This is a genomic window from Nocardia sp. CA-129566, from assembly GCF_050956075.1.
In the GTDB taxonomy this organism is placed as follows: domain Bacteria; phylum Actinomycetota; class Actinomycetes; order Mycobacteriales; family Mycobacteriaceae; genus Nocardia.
Window position 1 is genome coordinate 6,163,699 of the sequence record NZ_CP192085.1, and the last position, 15,778, is coordinate 6,179,476.

12 protein-coding genes and 1 pseudogene are annotated in these 15,778 nt (G+C 65.8%); 4 read left to right on the forward strand and 9 right to left on the reverse strand.

Annotated features, from left to right (window positions below; genetic code table 11):
- Window positions 1-22: 22 nt before the first annotated feature.
- Entirely contained in the window at window positions 23-1,441 is a 1,419-nt protein-coding gene (locus ACQP0C_RS26900; RefSeq protein WP_433724292.1) for an MFS transporter, read from the reverse strand.
- Window positions 1,442-1,544: 103 nt separating this feature from the next.
- Between ACQP0C_RS26900 and ACQP0C_RS26905 the strand changes: the two genes are divergently transcribed.
- Complete coding sequence (locus ACQP0C_RS26905) at window positions 1,545-2,135, forward strand: helix-turn-helix domain-containing protein (protein ID WP_433724294.1); 591 nt, start codon at window positions 1,545-1,547, stop codon at window positions 2,133-2,135.
- 7 nt (window positions 2,136-2,142) lie between these two features.
- Here ACQP0C_RS26905 and ACQP0C_RS26910 read toward each other — a convergent pair whose 3' ends face one another.
- Window positions 2,143-2,934, reverse strand: coding sequence for a transporter substrate-binding domain-containing protein (locus ACQP0C_RS26910; protein WP_433724298.1), 792 nt, complete (start codon window positions 2,932-2,934; stop codon window positions 2,143-2,145).
- A gap of 112 nt (window positions 2,935-3,046) precedes the next feature.
- On the opposite strand from ACQP0C_RS26910, the gene ACQP0C_RS26915 reads away from it, so the two are divergent.
- Window positions 3,047-3,328 (forward strand): YggT family protein, encoded by a 282-nt coding sequence (locus ACQP0C_RS26915; RefSeq protein ID WP_433724300.1) that lies wholly within the window; start codon window positions 3,047-3,049, stop codon window positions 3,326-3,328.
- Between the two features lie 29 nt (window positions 3,329-3,357).
- A pseudogene (locus ACQP0C_RS26920) lies at window positions 3,358-3,729 on the forward strand (alpha/beta hydrolase); the annotation flags it as partial.
- 10 nt (window positions 3,730-3,739) lie between these two features.
- Here the strand turns inward: ACQP0C_RS26920 and ACQP0C_RS26925 are convergent.
- Window positions 3,740-4,564 (reverse strand): SAM-dependent methyltransferase, encoded by an 825-nt coding sequence (locus tag ACQP0C_RS26925; protein ID WP_433724302.1) that lies wholly within the window; start codon window positions 4,562-4,564, stop codon window positions 3,740-3,742.
- Window positions 4,565-4,688: 124 nt separating this feature from the next.
- Here ACQP0C_RS26925 and ACQP0C_RS26930 point away from each other — a divergent pair, with 124 nt between their 5' ends.
- Complete coding sequence (locus ACQP0C_RS26930; RefSeq protein ID WP_433724304.1) at window positions 4,689-6,821, forward strand: putative bifunctional diguanylate cyclase/phosphodiesterase; 2,133 nt, start codon at window positions 4,689-4,691, stop codon at window positions 6,819-6,821.
- A gap of 20 nt (window positions 6,822-6,841) precedes the next feature.
- Here ACQP0C_RS26930 and ACQP0C_RS26935 read toward each other — a convergent pair whose 3' ends face one another.
- The 6 genes from ACQP0C_RS26935 to ACQP0C_RS26960 form a co-directional block, all read right to left on the reverse strand.
- Entirely contained in the window at window positions 6,842-10,315 is a 3,474-nt protein-coding gene (locus ACQP0C_RS26935) for a protein kinase domain-containing protein (protein WP_433724306.1), read from the reverse strand.
- A 181-nt stretch (window positions 10,316-10,496) separates the two neighbouring features.
- Entirely contained in the window at window positions 10,497-11,609 is a 1,113-nt protein-coding gene (locus tag ACQP0C_RS26940; protein ID WP_433724308.1) for an ABC transporter ATP-binding protein, read from the reverse strand.
- Window positions 11,610-11,619: 10 nt separating this feature from the next.
- The gene (locus ACQP0C_RS26945; RefSeq protein ID WP_433724310.1) at window positions 11,620-12,438 is read right to left on the reverse strand and encodes a carbohydrate ABC transporter permease; all 819 of its coding nucleotides are present in this window, start codon (window positions 12,436-12,438) and stop codon (window positions 11,620-11,622) included.
- The gene (locus ACQP0C_RS26950) at window positions 12,435-13,394 is read right to left on the reverse strand and encodes a carbohydrate ABC transporter permease (RefSeq protein ID WP_433724312.1); all 960 of its coding nucleotides are present in this window, start codon (window positions 13,392-13,394) and stop codon (window positions 12,435-12,437) included. The genes ACQP0C_RS26945 and ACQP0C_RS26950 overlap by 4 nt, the downstream gene beginning before the upstream one ends.
- A 2-nt stretch (window positions 13,395-13,396) precedes the next feature.
- Window positions 13,397-14,770 (reverse strand): ABC transporter substrate-binding protein, encoded by a 1,374-nt coding sequence (locus tag ACQP0C_RS26955; protein WP_433724314.1) that lies wholly within the window; start codon window positions 14,768-14,770, stop codon window positions 13,397-13,399.
- Entirely contained in the window at window positions 14,763-15,758 is a 996-nt protein-coding gene (locus tag ACQP0C_RS26960; RefSeq protein ID WP_433724316.1) for a sugar-binding transcriptional regulator, read from the reverse strand. Before ACQP0C_RS26960 ends, ACQP0C_RS26955 begins: the two co-directional genes overlap by 8 nt.
- Window positions 15,759-15,778: the final 20 nt, after the last annotated feature.

The window sequence follows — 15,778 nt, forward strand, 5'->3', positions numbered from 1 at the left end:
TTGGCAGCTCGACCATGTGCTGTCAATCGGATGTCCCGGCGACCGAGACCTTCGGCGGCGTTCGCACCTCGGCGCGCCGAGCAGACACTGTCCCGACACCAACGACGAGCAGCCCACACACCGCGACAACAATCCACCCCTGTCGAGACGCGTGCGCGAGCGCGCTATCCGCTACGCCGGTGACGATGCCGCCGGCGATGGCGATACCGAGTGCCGCACCGAATTGCCTTGCGGAGGAGGTGATCCCGCCCGCGACACCCGCCCGGTCGGCGGGCAGACCGCTCACCGCGGTATTGGTGATCGGCGCGTTCGCGAAGCCGAAGCCGACACCGATCAGGAAGTAGGCCAGCAGGAGTAGCGCAAGACTGGTGTGGTCATCGAGGCGTACCAGGCAGAGACCACCGACGGTGATGAAGCCACCGGCCAACAGCAGCGGCAGCCGCGGACCGACCCGCCCGACGAGAACTCCCGACAATGGCGCGCAGACGGTGGCGGCAACTGCCAGTGGCAAGGTGACCACACCGGCCGCGACCGCGCTCATGCCTCGCGCATGCTGCAGATAGAGGGTATTGAGCAGCAACGTCGCGCTGAACGCGACGAACAGCACCACCGCGCCGACGACGGCCCCAGTGAACTGGACCCGCCGAAACAGGTGCAGATCCATCAGCGGCTCGTGCCGCCGCGACTCGGACCACACGAAACCGACCGTCGCCGCCACCACGCAGCTGTATCCGACCAACGCCGCACCGGATCCCCACCCGAGCCGCGGCCCCTCGATGAGCACCGCCACCGACCCGCCGACAACGGTGATCAGCAGCACCTGGCCGGGACCGTCGAGCCGACGCGGCTGCACCGCACGAGATTCCGGCACGAATACCGTGGTCAGTACCAAGGCCACCAGGACGACCGGCACATTGATCCAGAATACGGATCGCCACCCGAGAGCCGCGATGAGCGCACCACCCAGCGTGGGCCCGACGGCCATGCTCAGGCCGAAGATCGCCGCCCACACCCCGATCGCCCGCGCCCGTTCCTTGGGCTCGGTGATCGCATTGATCACGATCGCCAGGGCCACCGGGCTGAGCATCGAACCACCGATGCCCTGGACAACGCGAGCCGCGATGAGCACACCGATGGACGGTGCCACCGCGCACGCTGCCGAGGCCACACCGAAGACGACCAGTCCGAACCGGAACACTCGTCGTCGCCCGAAACGATCGGCGATCGCCCCCGACGAGATCAGCAGACCCGCCAGCATGAGGGTGTAGGCGTCCACCGTCCACTCCAAATCGCGTGTCCCCACGCGTAATCCGGATCCGATCGAGGGCAGGGCGATATTGACGATCGTCGTATCGAGCCCGACCAGGAACAGGCTCAGGCAGCATACGGCCAGCACGGTCCACCGCCTGCGCGCACTGATGGGCTGGTGTAACGCGTTCATAGGCATGGTCATCTCCGGTGGACGATTCGGAATCGGGCACCCGATGATCGCGGCAGCAATCGTCGAACTGGCAGTAAATTTGCGGAAACCGCAAAATAGTCGGATGGATGATGACCTCGCTCAGCTACTCGACGCCATTGGCCCGCGGCTGCGCACGCTGCGCCGCGATCGCGGCATCACTCTCGAGGCACTGTCCGCCGTGACCGGCATTTCGGTGACCGCGCTGTCTCGCCTCGAATCCGGCAAGCGACGCCCGACCCTCGAGCTACTGCTGCCACTCGCCAAGGCACACCGCGTCGCACTCGACCAGCTCATCGCCGCACCGGCCACCGGCGATCCCCGCGTCCATCTAGTGCCGCGCCGACACCGCCGCAGCGGCAGCATTGTCGTGCCGCTGACCCAATATCCCGGCCGCCTGCAGGTTTTCAAACAGGTCATTGCACCGCGACCACCGAAGCTCGTCACCCATGCCGGATACGAATGGCTCTATGTGCTCGCGGGTGAGTTACGGCTGATCCTCGGCGATAGCGACATTGTGCTGCGCCCGGGTGAGGTCGCCGAGTTCGACACCAACGAGCCGCACTGGTTCGGTCCCGCCGATGACCGTACGGTCGAGATCCTGCATCTGTTCGGACCGCAGGGTGCGAAGCTGCGGGTGCGTGCTCGAGGGCCGGTGCTGCCGGCGCACGACTAGCCCGGTATCAGCCGATCCAGTCGGTCAGCAGCTGATTGCTTCTGCCACTGCGGATTTCGGACTCGAGCCAGGTGTTGACGACGGCGTTGAAGAGGGTGTCGCCCTGCGGCAGGAGGTACGCCTTCGGGGCCGAGTCGAAGGGGGCGTCGGGGTGCAGGACCTGGAGGGTGGTGTGGGTGCGCTGGCGATAGCGCCCCTCGACCGAATCGGTCACGAATACATCGGCGTTGCGCTGTTCGATCTGGTCGTAAATGGTGAGGTTATCGGGCCAGATGGTGAGTTGGGCCGCGGGGAAATTGGCACGGGCGAAGGCCTCGTTGGTGCCGCCGCGATTGACGATCACCCGGACCTCGGGACGGTTGATCTGCTCGATGGTCGCGTAGGAATCGGCATCGGCGCGCCGGGTGACCGGAGTCTTGCCGTCGATGGATGTGGCAATGGAGAAATCGGCGACCCGGCGGCGGGCCGCGGTATCGGAGATGCCGCCGACGGCGATATCGCAGTGCGCGAGGAAATCGTCGGTCAGGGTGGACCAGGTGGTCGGAATCCATTGCGGGACAACATGAAGGGTGGCGGCGAGGTCGGTGGCGAGTGTGATGTCGACGCCGCGATAGGTGCCGTCGTCTTCGCGCAGGGTGTAAGGCGGGTAGTCACCGGTGGTGCACACCCGCAGCACGCCCGACTGTTGCACGGTGAACAACCGGGACGCGTCCTGCGCCGTCGCGATGGGCCCGGTGGCGAGCAGCCAGCTCACGATCAACAAGACGGCTATCGGCAGATATCGGAGCGATCGGCGCATCGGGACAGGCTAACCGACCTGATAGTCGGCTGAGAACCCGACGAATTGGGACACTTCCCAGTCGGTCTCACACGTTGATACTGATAGCTGGCCAACCATGAAGGAGTTCGACATGCACTTTATCGGAACTTTGCTCGGGTTAGCCCTGACGCTATTCGTCCTGCTGCTACTCGCCCGGCTGGTATTCGATTGGATCGGGGTACTGGCCAATGGCAACCACCCCAGCTGGGTGAACCGTGCCCGCGACCTGACCCACACCTGGACCGAACCGGTGATTGCGCCGGTCCGCCGGTATCTGCAACCGATCCGCCTGGGTGGGCTGTCGATCGATCTGGCCTTCACCGTGGTCTTCATCGTTGCGCTGGTGCTGCGCGCCATCGCCTTCGGCCTGTAGCCCCGGCCGCCGCGGCGTTTGATGGACCCATGACCATCGACGCCACCATCGCCTATGGCTCCCACCCCGACCAGCTGGCCGACCTGTACCTGCCCACCACGAACAATCCGGCACCCCTGGTATTCGTTCTGCACGGCGGATTCTGGCGTGCGGCCATCGACCGCAAGCATGCCCGCCCGGAGGCGGAGGCGCTCGCCGCGCTCGGATATGTGGTCGCGAGTATCGAATACCGCCGCGTCGGCGATGGCGGCGGCTGGCCGGGCACATTCGACGATGTCGCGCGTGCGCTCGATGAACTGCCCGGATCGGTCGAGGATGCCCGTCCGGACCGTATCGACCAGGACCGCATCGCGTACATCGGACATTCGGCGGGCGGCCATCTGGCCCTGTGGGCGGCATTGCGTTGCGGCGCTACGGCGCTGCCTGGACTGAGTTCTTGCGGGCGACACCACCGTAGGCGCCGGATTGCTCGGGCGCGTCATCGATATCGTCGGGATTGTCGGGCCGCCACAGCGGCAGCTGCACCAGACCGGGTTCCACCAGCGACCAGCCGTCGAAGTATGCGGCGATCTCGTCCTTGGCGCGCAGCACGATTTCGGTCGAGGTGCGGCCGGAGAGTTTCTGCGCCTCCAGCACCTCGGTGGGTTGTCCATCGGAGGTGGCATGGGTGATCGCCAGATAGCTGCCGGCTGCGACCGCATCCCGCAGCGCGGCCACACAACCCCGCGGATCGGCATCGTCGCCGACGAAGTGCAGGACACCGAGCAGCAGTACCGCGAGCGGCTCGTCGAAGTCGATCAGCTTGCGCACCTGCGGATCGGCCAGGATGACATCGGGCTGGCCGACATCGGCCTGGATGACCGCGGTGCGCGGATCGCCGTCGAGAATGGCGCTACTGTGCGCGACCGCGACCGGGTCGATATCGACATAGACCACCCGCGCCGACGGGTCTCGCCACTGCGCGACCTCGTGCACATTGCCGACCGTCGGAATCCCGGATCCGATATCGAGGAACTGGTTGATCCCGGCGTCGACGAGGAAGCGCACGCACCGGCGCAGCAGATCCCGATTCGCCCGCATGGTCTCGGCGACATTCGGCGTGAACGCCTCGATCTGGCGCGCCAACTGCCGATCGATCTCGAAATTGTGCATACCGCCGACGAAGTAGTCGTAGACCCGCGACGCGCTCGGCCGATCCAGATCGATACCCTCGGGAGCCCAACTCGGTCTGGTCATGAAAACCTCTCGTACCGCCCATATTTCGGTCGCCCGCCCACCAGCGATTCGCCGCCATCGTATACCGGCCATCGGCACACCGCCGGGCTTCACGTGTGCTCCCCGGCCGGTAAGATCGGGCGCCATGGGTTGGGAAGCGGGGCCTGGTTCAGGAGACGGCCCGAGCGCCGATCTGACCGCCCGCTGGACGGCCGCGCTCAGTGATGGTGCCCGCGATCACGTGGTGCCGATGAGTGCGGCCGAGGCGCGTATGTTGTTGACCCGGCTGGCCCGGGGTTTCGAAAACGCCGCCGAACCCGACGAACCAACCGATCAGGTCGCCGAACTGGGGGCCGAGCTGGCCCGGTCGCATTTCGTCGGCGACGAGGTGCTCGGACGCAGCCTCGCCGTGCTGAGCGCCTATTTCACCGAGGCGGGCACCATCGCCGCCGAGCGATTGGCGCAGTTGCTCGGGGCCTTCGCGAACGGATATATCCGCGCATTCCGGGCCTGGCTACTGGCCGAACAGGAGAGCGTGCGCACCGCCGAGATCGCCGCTCGGCGCGCCGTCACCGAACAGTTGCGCGCCAGTGACGCGCGGCTGCGGGCGGTATTCACCCAGGCCGGGATCGGCACCGGGCTCTCGGATATGAGCGGCCGGATCCTCGAGGTCAATACCGCGTTCGCCAGCATGCTCGGCTACGAACCCGAGCAGATGTACGAGCTCGCGGTCACCGATCTGACGCATCCGGAAGACGATCCGGATATGTGGGAGCTCTATCTGGCACTGCTGCGCGGCGAACACGATAACGTGCAGGTCGAGAAGGCCTACCGGCATCGCGACGGCAGGACGGTGTGGACCAATCTCAATGTCTCGCTCATCCGCGACGAACGCGGTCGGCCGCAGTACACGCTCGTGCTGGTGGAAGACATCTCCGAATGGCACGCACTGCGCGAACGCCTGCACTACCGCGCCCACCACGACCAGCTGACCGGTCTGCCGAACCGATCGAAGTTCATCGACGCGCTCACCGCCGCCTTCGCCGATCCCGCCGCCACCTTCGGCCTCTGCTACATCGACCTCGACCATTTCAAACTCGTCAACGACACCTTCGGACACGCGGTCGGCGACGAACTGCTCATCCAGGCCGCGGCCCGCCTGCGCGCCCGGGCCCTGCCCGGCCAACTCGTCGCCCGCATGGGCGGCGATGAATTCGTCATCCTGGTCCCCCAGGCCAACGCCTCCGACGGGACGGCCGAGGTCGCGCAGACCATGCTCGACGCCTTTGCCAAGCCGTTCGATATCGAGGGCCACCACCTGAACGTCAGCGCGAGCGTCGGGGTAATGGCCGGACGTGCCGACCACCGCAGCGCCGATGAACTCCTGCAGGCTGCCGACACCACGATGTACTGGGCCAAGGCCGCGGGCCGCGGGCGGTACGCGGTCTTCGACGCCGACCGCGGCCGCCGCGAGCACACCCGCGCCGAACTCTCGGCCGCCATGCCCGCCGCCCTGGTGCGCGACGAACTCTTCCTCGATTACCAGCCCATCGTCGCCCTGGCCGACCAGCGGATGGTGGCGGTCGAGGCCCTGGTGCGCTGGCGACATCCCGAACTGGGCGTGCTCGCCCCCGCGCAGTTCGTCGACCTCGCCGAGGACAACGGCCATATCGGCGCGCTCGGCGCGCAGGTACTCGAGCGCGCGTGTCGCGACAGCCGCGACTGGCACACCCGCTTTCATGAGCACACGCCGATCGTCAGCGTCAATGTCTCCGCCGCCGAGGTGGCCGATCCGACCTGGCTGGAGCGGGTGCAGCGGGTCATCGCCGAGACCGGGATAGCGCCGGATCGACTACAACTGGAACTGACCGAGCGCGCGTTCATGCACACCACCGGTCGGCCGCTGCAGGCACTGCGCACCCTCGCCGAAGCCGGAATCCATATCGCCATAGACGATTTCGGCACCGGTTACTCCAATCTCGCCTACCTCGGCCAACTCCCACTCGATGTCGTCAAACTCGCCGGCCCGTTCATCCGCTGCATCCGCACCCCCGAATCCCCCGGCGCCACCGATCTGCTCGTACTCGAATCGATCATCGAACTCACCCACGCCCTCGGCTACACCTTGACCGCCGAATGTGTCGAAACGCGGTATCAGGCCGACCGGCTGACCGCGCTCGGCTGCGATACCGCACAGGGCTGGCTGTTCCACCGCCCGATGCCCGCCCATCGGGTCACCGATCTGCTCGCCGCGACCCGCGTCCCCATGAGCGAGTAATCGAGCCGATGATTGTCGCGTCAGATTGTCTGGGCCGCATGGGCATTGACCAACGCGAGCAGGAATTCGCTCGGTACCTCCGGCCATTCGGGACGCCAGCGGCCAGCGAGCTGGTCCTCGTGCACCGCGGCGATCGTGGCCACGACATTTGGGCCCCCGTCGAGCAGATAGCGGACCGATCCGAGTTCGGCACACTGGGCGGCCACCGTCACCAGCAGGGTCTTGGCCGCATCGGTGCGGTTCGCGGCGGCCAGGCAGGCGATCAACAATCGACGCGCCTTCAGCAGTTCCCTCGGACGCTCGACCGATTCGAGCAGGTCGACCCATTCCCGCGCCCAGGTGCACGCGAGTTCGGTCTTTTCCGGCGATGCCGCGGTGAGCAGCAGCCGGATCGCGGTGAATTCCTCGTACAGTACGGTGAATTCGTCGATCGGGTCCACCGGCTCGCGGCGACTGCCATAGTCGACAACGGGTAGCGGGCCGAATTCCGGATGCGGCGGCAGGCCCAGCCGCAGCCGCTCGTTCTCCACCTCGGCACCCAGTCGCGGCAACGACATCGCACGGGCGACGCGGGCACCCTCGTTCAACCTGCGAATGGCGGCCGCGCGATCCCCCCGCAACGCTTTGATGCGGGCCCCGACGACGTAGCGCGCCAACTTGAAATCGACAACGCCCGCCTCGGGACCCAGTTTGTACCCCTCATCGAGTAACCGTTCCGCCTCCGCGACTTCCCCACGCTCATACAGCAATTCGCCCAGCAGGGAGCCGGCCAGCCGCGCGCCGTAGGAGTGACTGCCGCCGGATTGTTTGGCCACCTTCATCGCCCTGCGGAAGTACTGCTCCGCCCTGGTGATATCGAGTTGCAGGCTCGCGGCGAGTCCGAGAAAGCACAATCCGTTGACGTTGTTGTAGAAACCCTTGTTCTGCCGCATATACGGCGCGGACCACTCCTGAATGCGCAACGCCTCGTCGAAGTCGTAGCGATAGCCAGCGGCGAAGGTCGCGACATTCGCCGCGATCGCCACCACATACGGTGACAGTTCTTCGGCACGGAAGAAGCAGGGGGCCAACATATCGTCGATACCGGCGAGCACATCCGCGCGCACCTGCACCACCGCACGCACCACACCGGCCTCGGCACGCAGTCGCGCCGCTGTCTCCTCGTCGAGTTCACCGCTGTCCACATTCGATTCGGCCAGCCGCAGTGCGCGTTCGGCCGGACCGGCACGGTGCAGCAGAATATTCGCCCACGCCAGATCCAATTGCAGCCGGGGATGGGTTTCGATGATTCTGGCGGGCAGTTTGTTGACCAGACCGATGAGGGTGGCGAACTGTCCGTACTCGAGCAGCGACATACCATCGCGTTCGACGATCTCGATGGCCCGCTGCTCATCCTCGGCGAGCAAGGCGTGATCGACCGCCTCGCTGACATGCCGATGCTCGGCCAACCACCGCGAGGCCGTCCGGTGCAGTTCGGTGATCCGTTCGGGCCGATCGCGTTCCAGCCGCTGCTGCAGGAAATCCTGGAACAGGTGGTGGTACCGGAACCAATTGCCGTCATCGAGCTTGCGCAGAAACAGATCCTGGACTTCGATCTGCTCCAGCATGGCCTGCCCATCCGCTACGCCGGTGAGCACCGAGGCGAGTTCGCCGCAGATCCGCGGTGTGATCGAGGTCGCCACCATGAAGTCGAGCATGCCGGGTTCCAGGGTGTCCAGGACATTCTCGACCAGGAATTCGCTGATGGCGTGGTGGCGTCCGGTCAGATGGCCGATCAGCTCGCCGGGATCATCGCTGCCGCGCAACGACAGTGCCGCCAACTGCAGTGCCGCCACCCAGCCCTCGGTGGATTCGGTGAGATCCTCGACATCACCGCGATCCAGCTCCAACCCGCCCAGCTCCACCAGGAACGTGTACGCCTCCTCGACATCGAAACGCAGTGCGTCAGGACCGATTTCGACCAGCTCGTCGCGGGCCCGCATCGAACTCATCGGCAGCCCGGTCTGGCTGCGGCTGGTGATCACCACATGCAGTGTCGGACTGCAGCCCTCGATCAGATAGCGCAGCGCGCGGGCGGTCGCGGGATCGGTGGCGCGGTGCCAGTCGTCGATGACGACGACGAGTTGTTCACCGCGCCGGTCGATATCGTTGATCAGCGAGGTCAGCACGTAGCGCTCGCATTCGTCGCCGTGCTCTTCGAGCAGTTCGCCGAGTTCGCGCGCCAGCGACGGCCGTTCGGCGCGAATGGCCTCGATCAGGTGGGACAGGAACCAGACCACGTTGTTGTCGTCATTGTCGACGGTCAGCCACGCCACCGCCACATCTTCGGCGCTCAGCGCCTGGCACCATTGCGCGGCGAGGGTGGTCTTGCCGAATCCGGTGGGGCCGTGGATGACCGCGAGTCTGCGGTTGCGTCCCAGCTGCAGCAGTGCGATGAGCCGCTGCCGGTCGACCAGCGGGCGGTTGGCCACCGGTGGCCGCAATCGCGTGGCCGGCACGGGCGGAGTGATGGTCGTGCGCATTCCGGAAGTGCGGCGGCGACCGGTCGCGGGCGGTGTGGGTGTCGGGCGGTGTCCGACGGGTTCGGGGGCGGGCAGCGGGATCGGCATCTCGTCGAGCGGCAGACCGTGCCGCTCCTGGATCTCGCGCAGTTGTTCACCGAATTCGGCTGCGCTGGTGGGCCGTTCGTCGCGTTCGCGGGACATCGCGGCTTCGATCGCGGCGGTCACATCGGCGGGCAGACCCGCATCGCCGAGGTTCGGAATCGGATGCTTGGTGATGCGCAGGAACTGCGCGACCAACTGTTCGCCGCTGCGCCGTTCGAAGACCGCGTGGCCGGTGCTCGCGCAGAACAGGGTCGAGGCCAGGCTGTAGATGTCGGCGGTCACATCCGGGACATGCCCCTGCAGCACCTCGGGTGCGGTGAAGGCAGGTGAACCGGTGATGGTGCCCGCGGTCGTCTCGAAGCCACCGACCAGCCGGGCAATGCCGAAATCGGCCAACTGCGGCTCACCGTATTCGGTCAGCAGGATATTTCCGGGCTTCACATCGCGGTGCAGCAAGCCGCGCCGATGCGCGGTTTCCAGCGCACCCGCGATCTTCACCCCGATATGCAGCGCCTGCTGCCAGCCGACCGGGCCGTGCTCCTGAATGCGGGCGTCCAGCGAACCGTGCGAGTGATAGGGCATCACGATGTAGGGCCGTCCGGTCGCGGTGGAGCCCACCTCGAAGACGCTGACAATATTGGGATGTCCGGAGAGTTTGCCCATGGCGAGCTGTTCGCGGACGAATCGTTCCAGATTCTCCGACTCCAGATCGGCGGTGAGTACCTTGATGGCCACCGTGCGATCGAGGGCGGGCTGGGCGCAGCGGTACACCACCCCGAAACCGCCGCGTCCGATCTCGACGGCATCGGTGAACCCGGCAGCGTCCAATTCCGCAGCGAACCCTGAGGTCAGGTCGCGTTGCGTGAAAAGCGGATCGATGTGCGCCACGACGACCTCGATACAACAATCAACCAGTTACTTCGAGGATATTCCCGTCGCCACGATTGTGCGCGAGCTCGTCGGAGATGGTGACGCAACTCCCGGCGGCGCACGCGATCCGGAGCGCCGAATGTCATTGCGCCGAAACATTCGGCCACCGCGATCGGGCTACTCGTCGGCGAACAACGCCTCAATCCGCGATCCGGGTTCCGCGCACGGGGTGGAACAGGTGCACCGAGGCGGTGTCGCGCACCCGCATCGTCACCGATGCGCCCAACGCGGCGGGCGCCCGCTCGGCGGAGCGCGCCACGAAGGTGAGCTGCTCACTGTCGAGACCGGTGAGCGGGGAGTCGGGGACTCGGGCGTAGACATAGGATTCGCTGCCGAGCTCCTCGATCAGCTCGACGGTGACGCCGAAACCGGTTCCGTCACGGCGCAGTTCGAGCTGCTCGGGCCGGATGCCGATGGTCACGGTGTCGAGCCCGGCCTCGGCGAGACGGGCCAGTCGCGTGCGCGGCAATTCGATGGTGGTGTCGGCGACCCGGACACCGTCTGCCACGACCGGCACCGTGCACAGATTCATCGATGGCGAGCCGATGAATCCGGCGACGAACGCATTGGCGGGCCGATCGTAGAGTTCGGCCGGAGTGCTGAACTGCTGCAGCTTGCCATCGCGCAGCACCGCGACGCGATCGCCCATGGTCATGGCCTCGACCTGGTCGTGGGTGACGTAGACGGTGGTGGTGCCCAGGCGGCGCTGGAGGGCGGCGATCTGGGTGCGGGTCTGTACACGCAGCTTGGCGTCGAGGTTGCTCAGCGGCTCGTCCATGCAGAATACCCGCGGCTCGCGCACAATGGCGCGGCCCATCGCGACCCGCTGACGTTGTCCGCCGGACAGTTTGGCGGGCTTGCGATCGAGATATGGTGTCAGGCCCAGCAATTCGGCGGCATCGGCGACGCGCTTCTTGCGTTCGGCCAACGGCACCTTCATCATCTTCAGCGCGAAACCCATATTCTCCCCGACGGTCTTGTTCGGGTAGAGCGCATAGTTCTGGAACACCATGGCGATATCGCGGTCCTTCGACGGCACACCCACCATATCGGCGCCGTCGATGCGGATCGATCCGGCGTCGATCTCCTCCAGTCCGGCGAGCATGCGCAGGGCGGTCGACTTGCCCGAGCCCGAAGGTCCGACCAGGACAATGAATTCGCCGTCGGCGATAGCCAGGTCCAGCGCATCGACCGCAAGCGTGTCGGCGCCCGGGTACACGCAGGATGCCGAGTCGTAACGGATTGTGGCCATTGACTTTTCCTTACTTGATGGCGCCGAAGGACAGCCCGCGCACCAGCTTGTTCTGCGCGAGCCAACCGGCGAGTACGACGGGCAGCGCGGCGAGTACGGCGGCCGCGGACAACCGCGCCCAGTACAGGCCCTCACCGGTGATGAATCCGACCAGGAACACCGGCATGGTCTGGGCCTGCACCGCGGTGAGATTCACGGCGAAGAAGAATTCGTTCCAGGAGAAGATGACGCAGATCAGCGCGGTGGCCGCGATACCGGGGGCGACCAGCGGCAAGATCACCTCGCGCATCGAGGTCACCAGGCTGGCGCCGTCCATGCTCGCGGCCTCGAGCAGTTCGCCGGGCACCTCCAGGAAGAACGAGCGCATCATCCACACCGCGATCGGCAGATTCATCGCGGTATAGAGGATGACGAGCGCCCAGATATTATCGAGCAGTCCGATATCGCCGACGATCACATACAGCGGCACGATCGCCGCGACGACCGGCAGCATCTTGGTGCCGATGAAGAAGAACAGTGCGTCGCGGGTCTTGCGCACCGGCCGCAGCGACAGTGCGAAGGCGGCCGGAATGCCCAGTGCCAGAACCAGGGCCGTGGACACCACGGTCGCGAAGGTGGAGTTCAACAGGCTGGTGCCGATGCCGCTGTCGAGTACGGCGGAGAACTGGTCCAGCGTGGGGGTGAACAACAGCTTCGGCGGGTCGGTATAGGCGTCGCCCTCCTGTTTGAACGCCGTCAGCACCATCCACAGCACCGGGAAGAACATGCCGATACCGACCACCCAGGCGAGCACACCCCAGATCAGGCCGGACCGTTTGCGCGCGTTCATGCCGCCGCCTCCTTCCCGGTGAATGTCTTGAACAGCAGTCGCAGCGCGAAGGTGGCGATCACAGTGGTGGCGATCACGGTGACCACACCCATCGCGGCGGCCTGGCCGATATCGAAGCCGAGGAATGCGCGCTGGTAGATATAGAACGGCAGATTGGAACTGGCGATGCCGGGTCCGCCCGAGGTCATCATGTACACCGAGTCGAAGGTGTTGACCAGATAGATCGCACCCAGCACCGCACCGAGTTCGATGAACCGGCGCAGATGCGGCAGCGTGAGTTCCCGGAACACCGCGAAGGAACTGGCGCCGTCGACCCTGGCCGCCTCGACGATGTCGCGGGGCATCGATTGCAGCCCGGCCAGGATCAGCAGCATCATGAACGGCGTCCACTGCCAGACCAGATCCGCCATCACCGCGGGCAGCGGATATTTGCTCACCCAATCGGTCTGATCGGCGCCGAAGGGTTTCAATACGAAATTGACCAGCCCGAAGACCGGATCGAGCATCGTCGTCTTCCAGATCAGCGCCGCCGCAACGGGTGTCACGAGGAACGGGGTGATCAGCAGGGTGCGCACCACACCGCGGCCGAAAAAGGCCCGATCCAGTAGCAATGCCAGCAGCAACCCCAGCACCACCGAGATGATGACGGTACCGACGATCAGGATCACGGTATTGAGCGCGACTTGGCGAAACTGACTGTCGCGGAACACATCCGCGTAGTTCTGCAATCCGGTGAAGTGCCGGGATCCGGGCCGGACCAGATTCCAGGACTGCGTCGAGTAGTACAGCGTGAAGACGAACGGCACCTGGGTAACGACGATCATGAAGATCAGCGCGGGCAGTAACGGTCCGCGCCGTCGCCAGGCCTCGGCGCGCGAGAACCGATGCGATAGCTCGGCGACGGGCGGGGATCCGGCGGGCGGCGATACCGCAGGGGCAGTGATTGTTTCGGACATGACTACTGATTCCCTCGATACGACCTGCCGACGGTCTCGGCATACTGCTGTGCTTGGTCGAGCGCGGCGCGCACGCTGATCCGGCCCGCGACCGCGGCGCTGATCTGCTGGCTCACCCGGGTTCCCAGATCCTGGAACTCCGGAATGGTGATGAACTGGATGCCGGTGTACGGAACCGGTTGCACGGTGGGATGTTCCGGATCGACACCCGACATCGCGGCCAGTGTCAGCGGACCATAGGCCTTCGAAGCCGCCTTGTACTCGGGAATCTCGTAGGTGGATTGTCGACTGCCGGGTGGCACATGTGACCAGCCGAGCCGCTGGCCGACCATCTGGATATAGGGTTTTCCGGTCATCCAGGAGATGAATTTCCAGGCGGCGTCGGGTTTGTCGCTGGATTTCGGAATGCCGAGCGACCAGGTATAGAGCCAACCGGAATCGGGTTTGCGCACCGTCGGCGCGAGCACGTAGCCGATCTTGCCGACCACCTTGCTCGACGCCGGATCCTCGAGCACACCGACGGCCGAGGTCGCGTCGTACCACATCGCGGTATTGCCCTGGGACAGCTGTGTCGCGCATTCACCGAATCCACTGGTGGCCGCACCGGGTTCGCCGTGCGCGCGGACCAGGCCGATATAGAACTCGACGGCCGCGACCACCTCCGGGCTGGTCAGCTGGGCGTGCCAGTGCTCGTCGAACCAGCGGCCGCCGAAGGTGTTGATGACCGTGTTCAGCGGGGCGAGCGATTCTCCCCAGCCCGGTTTGCCGCGCAAGCAGATGCCGGAGCGACCGTTGGCCGGATCGTCGAGTTTCGCCGCGGCCTGCGCGACCTGATCCCAGGTCGGTTCGGCGGGCATGGTCAGCCCGGCCTGCTCGAACAGATCCTTGCGGTACATCAGGAACGACGATTCGCCGTAGAATGGCACCGAGTACATATCGCCGTTGTAGGACAGCGACTTTCGCAGCGACGGAATGAAATCCTGTTCGTCGTAACCCGGAGTCCGGCGCGCGTAGCTCGACAGATCGATCAACCACCCGTTCGCGGCCCACTGCGGCGTCTCGTAATTGCTGATCATGACGACGTCGAATTCGCCGCCGCCCGTCGCAACCGATGCGGTGATCTTGGCGCGGGCCTCGTTCTCCGACAGGGAGACGAATTTCAATGTGGTGCCCGGATTTTCGCGCTCGAACTCACCAGAGAGCGCGATGGCATCGCGCATCTGCGAATTGGAGACCATGGCGATGGTGACGGTGTCCCGGCCGCCGGAGGTGAACGAACCGGCCCCCGCACAACCGGACACCCCGAGTAGGGCGGTAACAACCAGCGCCACTGCGGATTTCGTGAATCGCCTGCTGACAGGGCTCGGTCTAGGCATCGGCCAGGCCCTCCTTCCTTTCCAACAGCCACCGCGCGCACTCGATGTCGGTGACGAGGATCTTGGCCAGCCCGCCGCGCAGCGCACCGAGAACGGCTTCGTGCTTCACCGGTCCACCGGAGATCAGCACCGTGGCGGGGCATCGCCGGATGGCGTCGAGACCGACCGAAACCGTCCGCTGCGCAAGCGATCCCGCGATATCGCTGCCATCGGCGTGGAAAAACCGGCCGCCGATCTCGCCGACCGCGCCGAGCCCGCGCAGTTCGTCGAGGATCGCGGTGTCGAGATAGCTGCCCTCGAACAGGGTGGTGGCGGTGGAGACCGCGCCGACGCCGAACATCATCACATCGGCGGTGCGGCCGAGCGCCATCGCGCGCCCGAGCACCGAATCCTGTTCCAGCGCGGTGACCGTCGCCGGATCGGCGTACAGCGGCGCGTGCAGGCGAACCGGCGTCGCCTGCAGTTGCATCGCACATCGGCCCAGCGTGTAGTCCACGCCGGTCTGGTAGTCGAATGACGTCATCGACCCGTCGAGCTGGACGACGCGCGCGCAATGCGCGGATTTGGTGCGCAATTCGTGCGCGACGGCGATCGTCTCCGGACCCCAGGTGAATCCGAGCGTATGCGTCGGCTGCAGCCGACGGGTCAGCACGCCGACCGCGGCGCGGGCCAGGGGCTGCAGACCCGAGGGCGAGCCGTCCGGAATATCCCCGAGCACCACCGCCTCGGTGAGCCCGAAGGCCGCCTCGATCTCGCTTTCTATATCGGTGTGTACGGATGAGCGCAGGTCGTCGGGGACGCTGATTTCGATGCGCACCAGTCCCTGCGCTCGCGCACGGGCGATGAGCCGCCCGGCGGTCGGCCGCGAAACACCAAGCTTGGCCGCGATTTCGGCCTGCGTCGCACCCTCCAGGTGATAGAGCTGCGCGGCCCGCAATGCGAGCCGGACATCGTCCGCCGTGCCGGGCCGGGATGGTTCGGTGGACACGCGAGCTCCTCATTGACGCT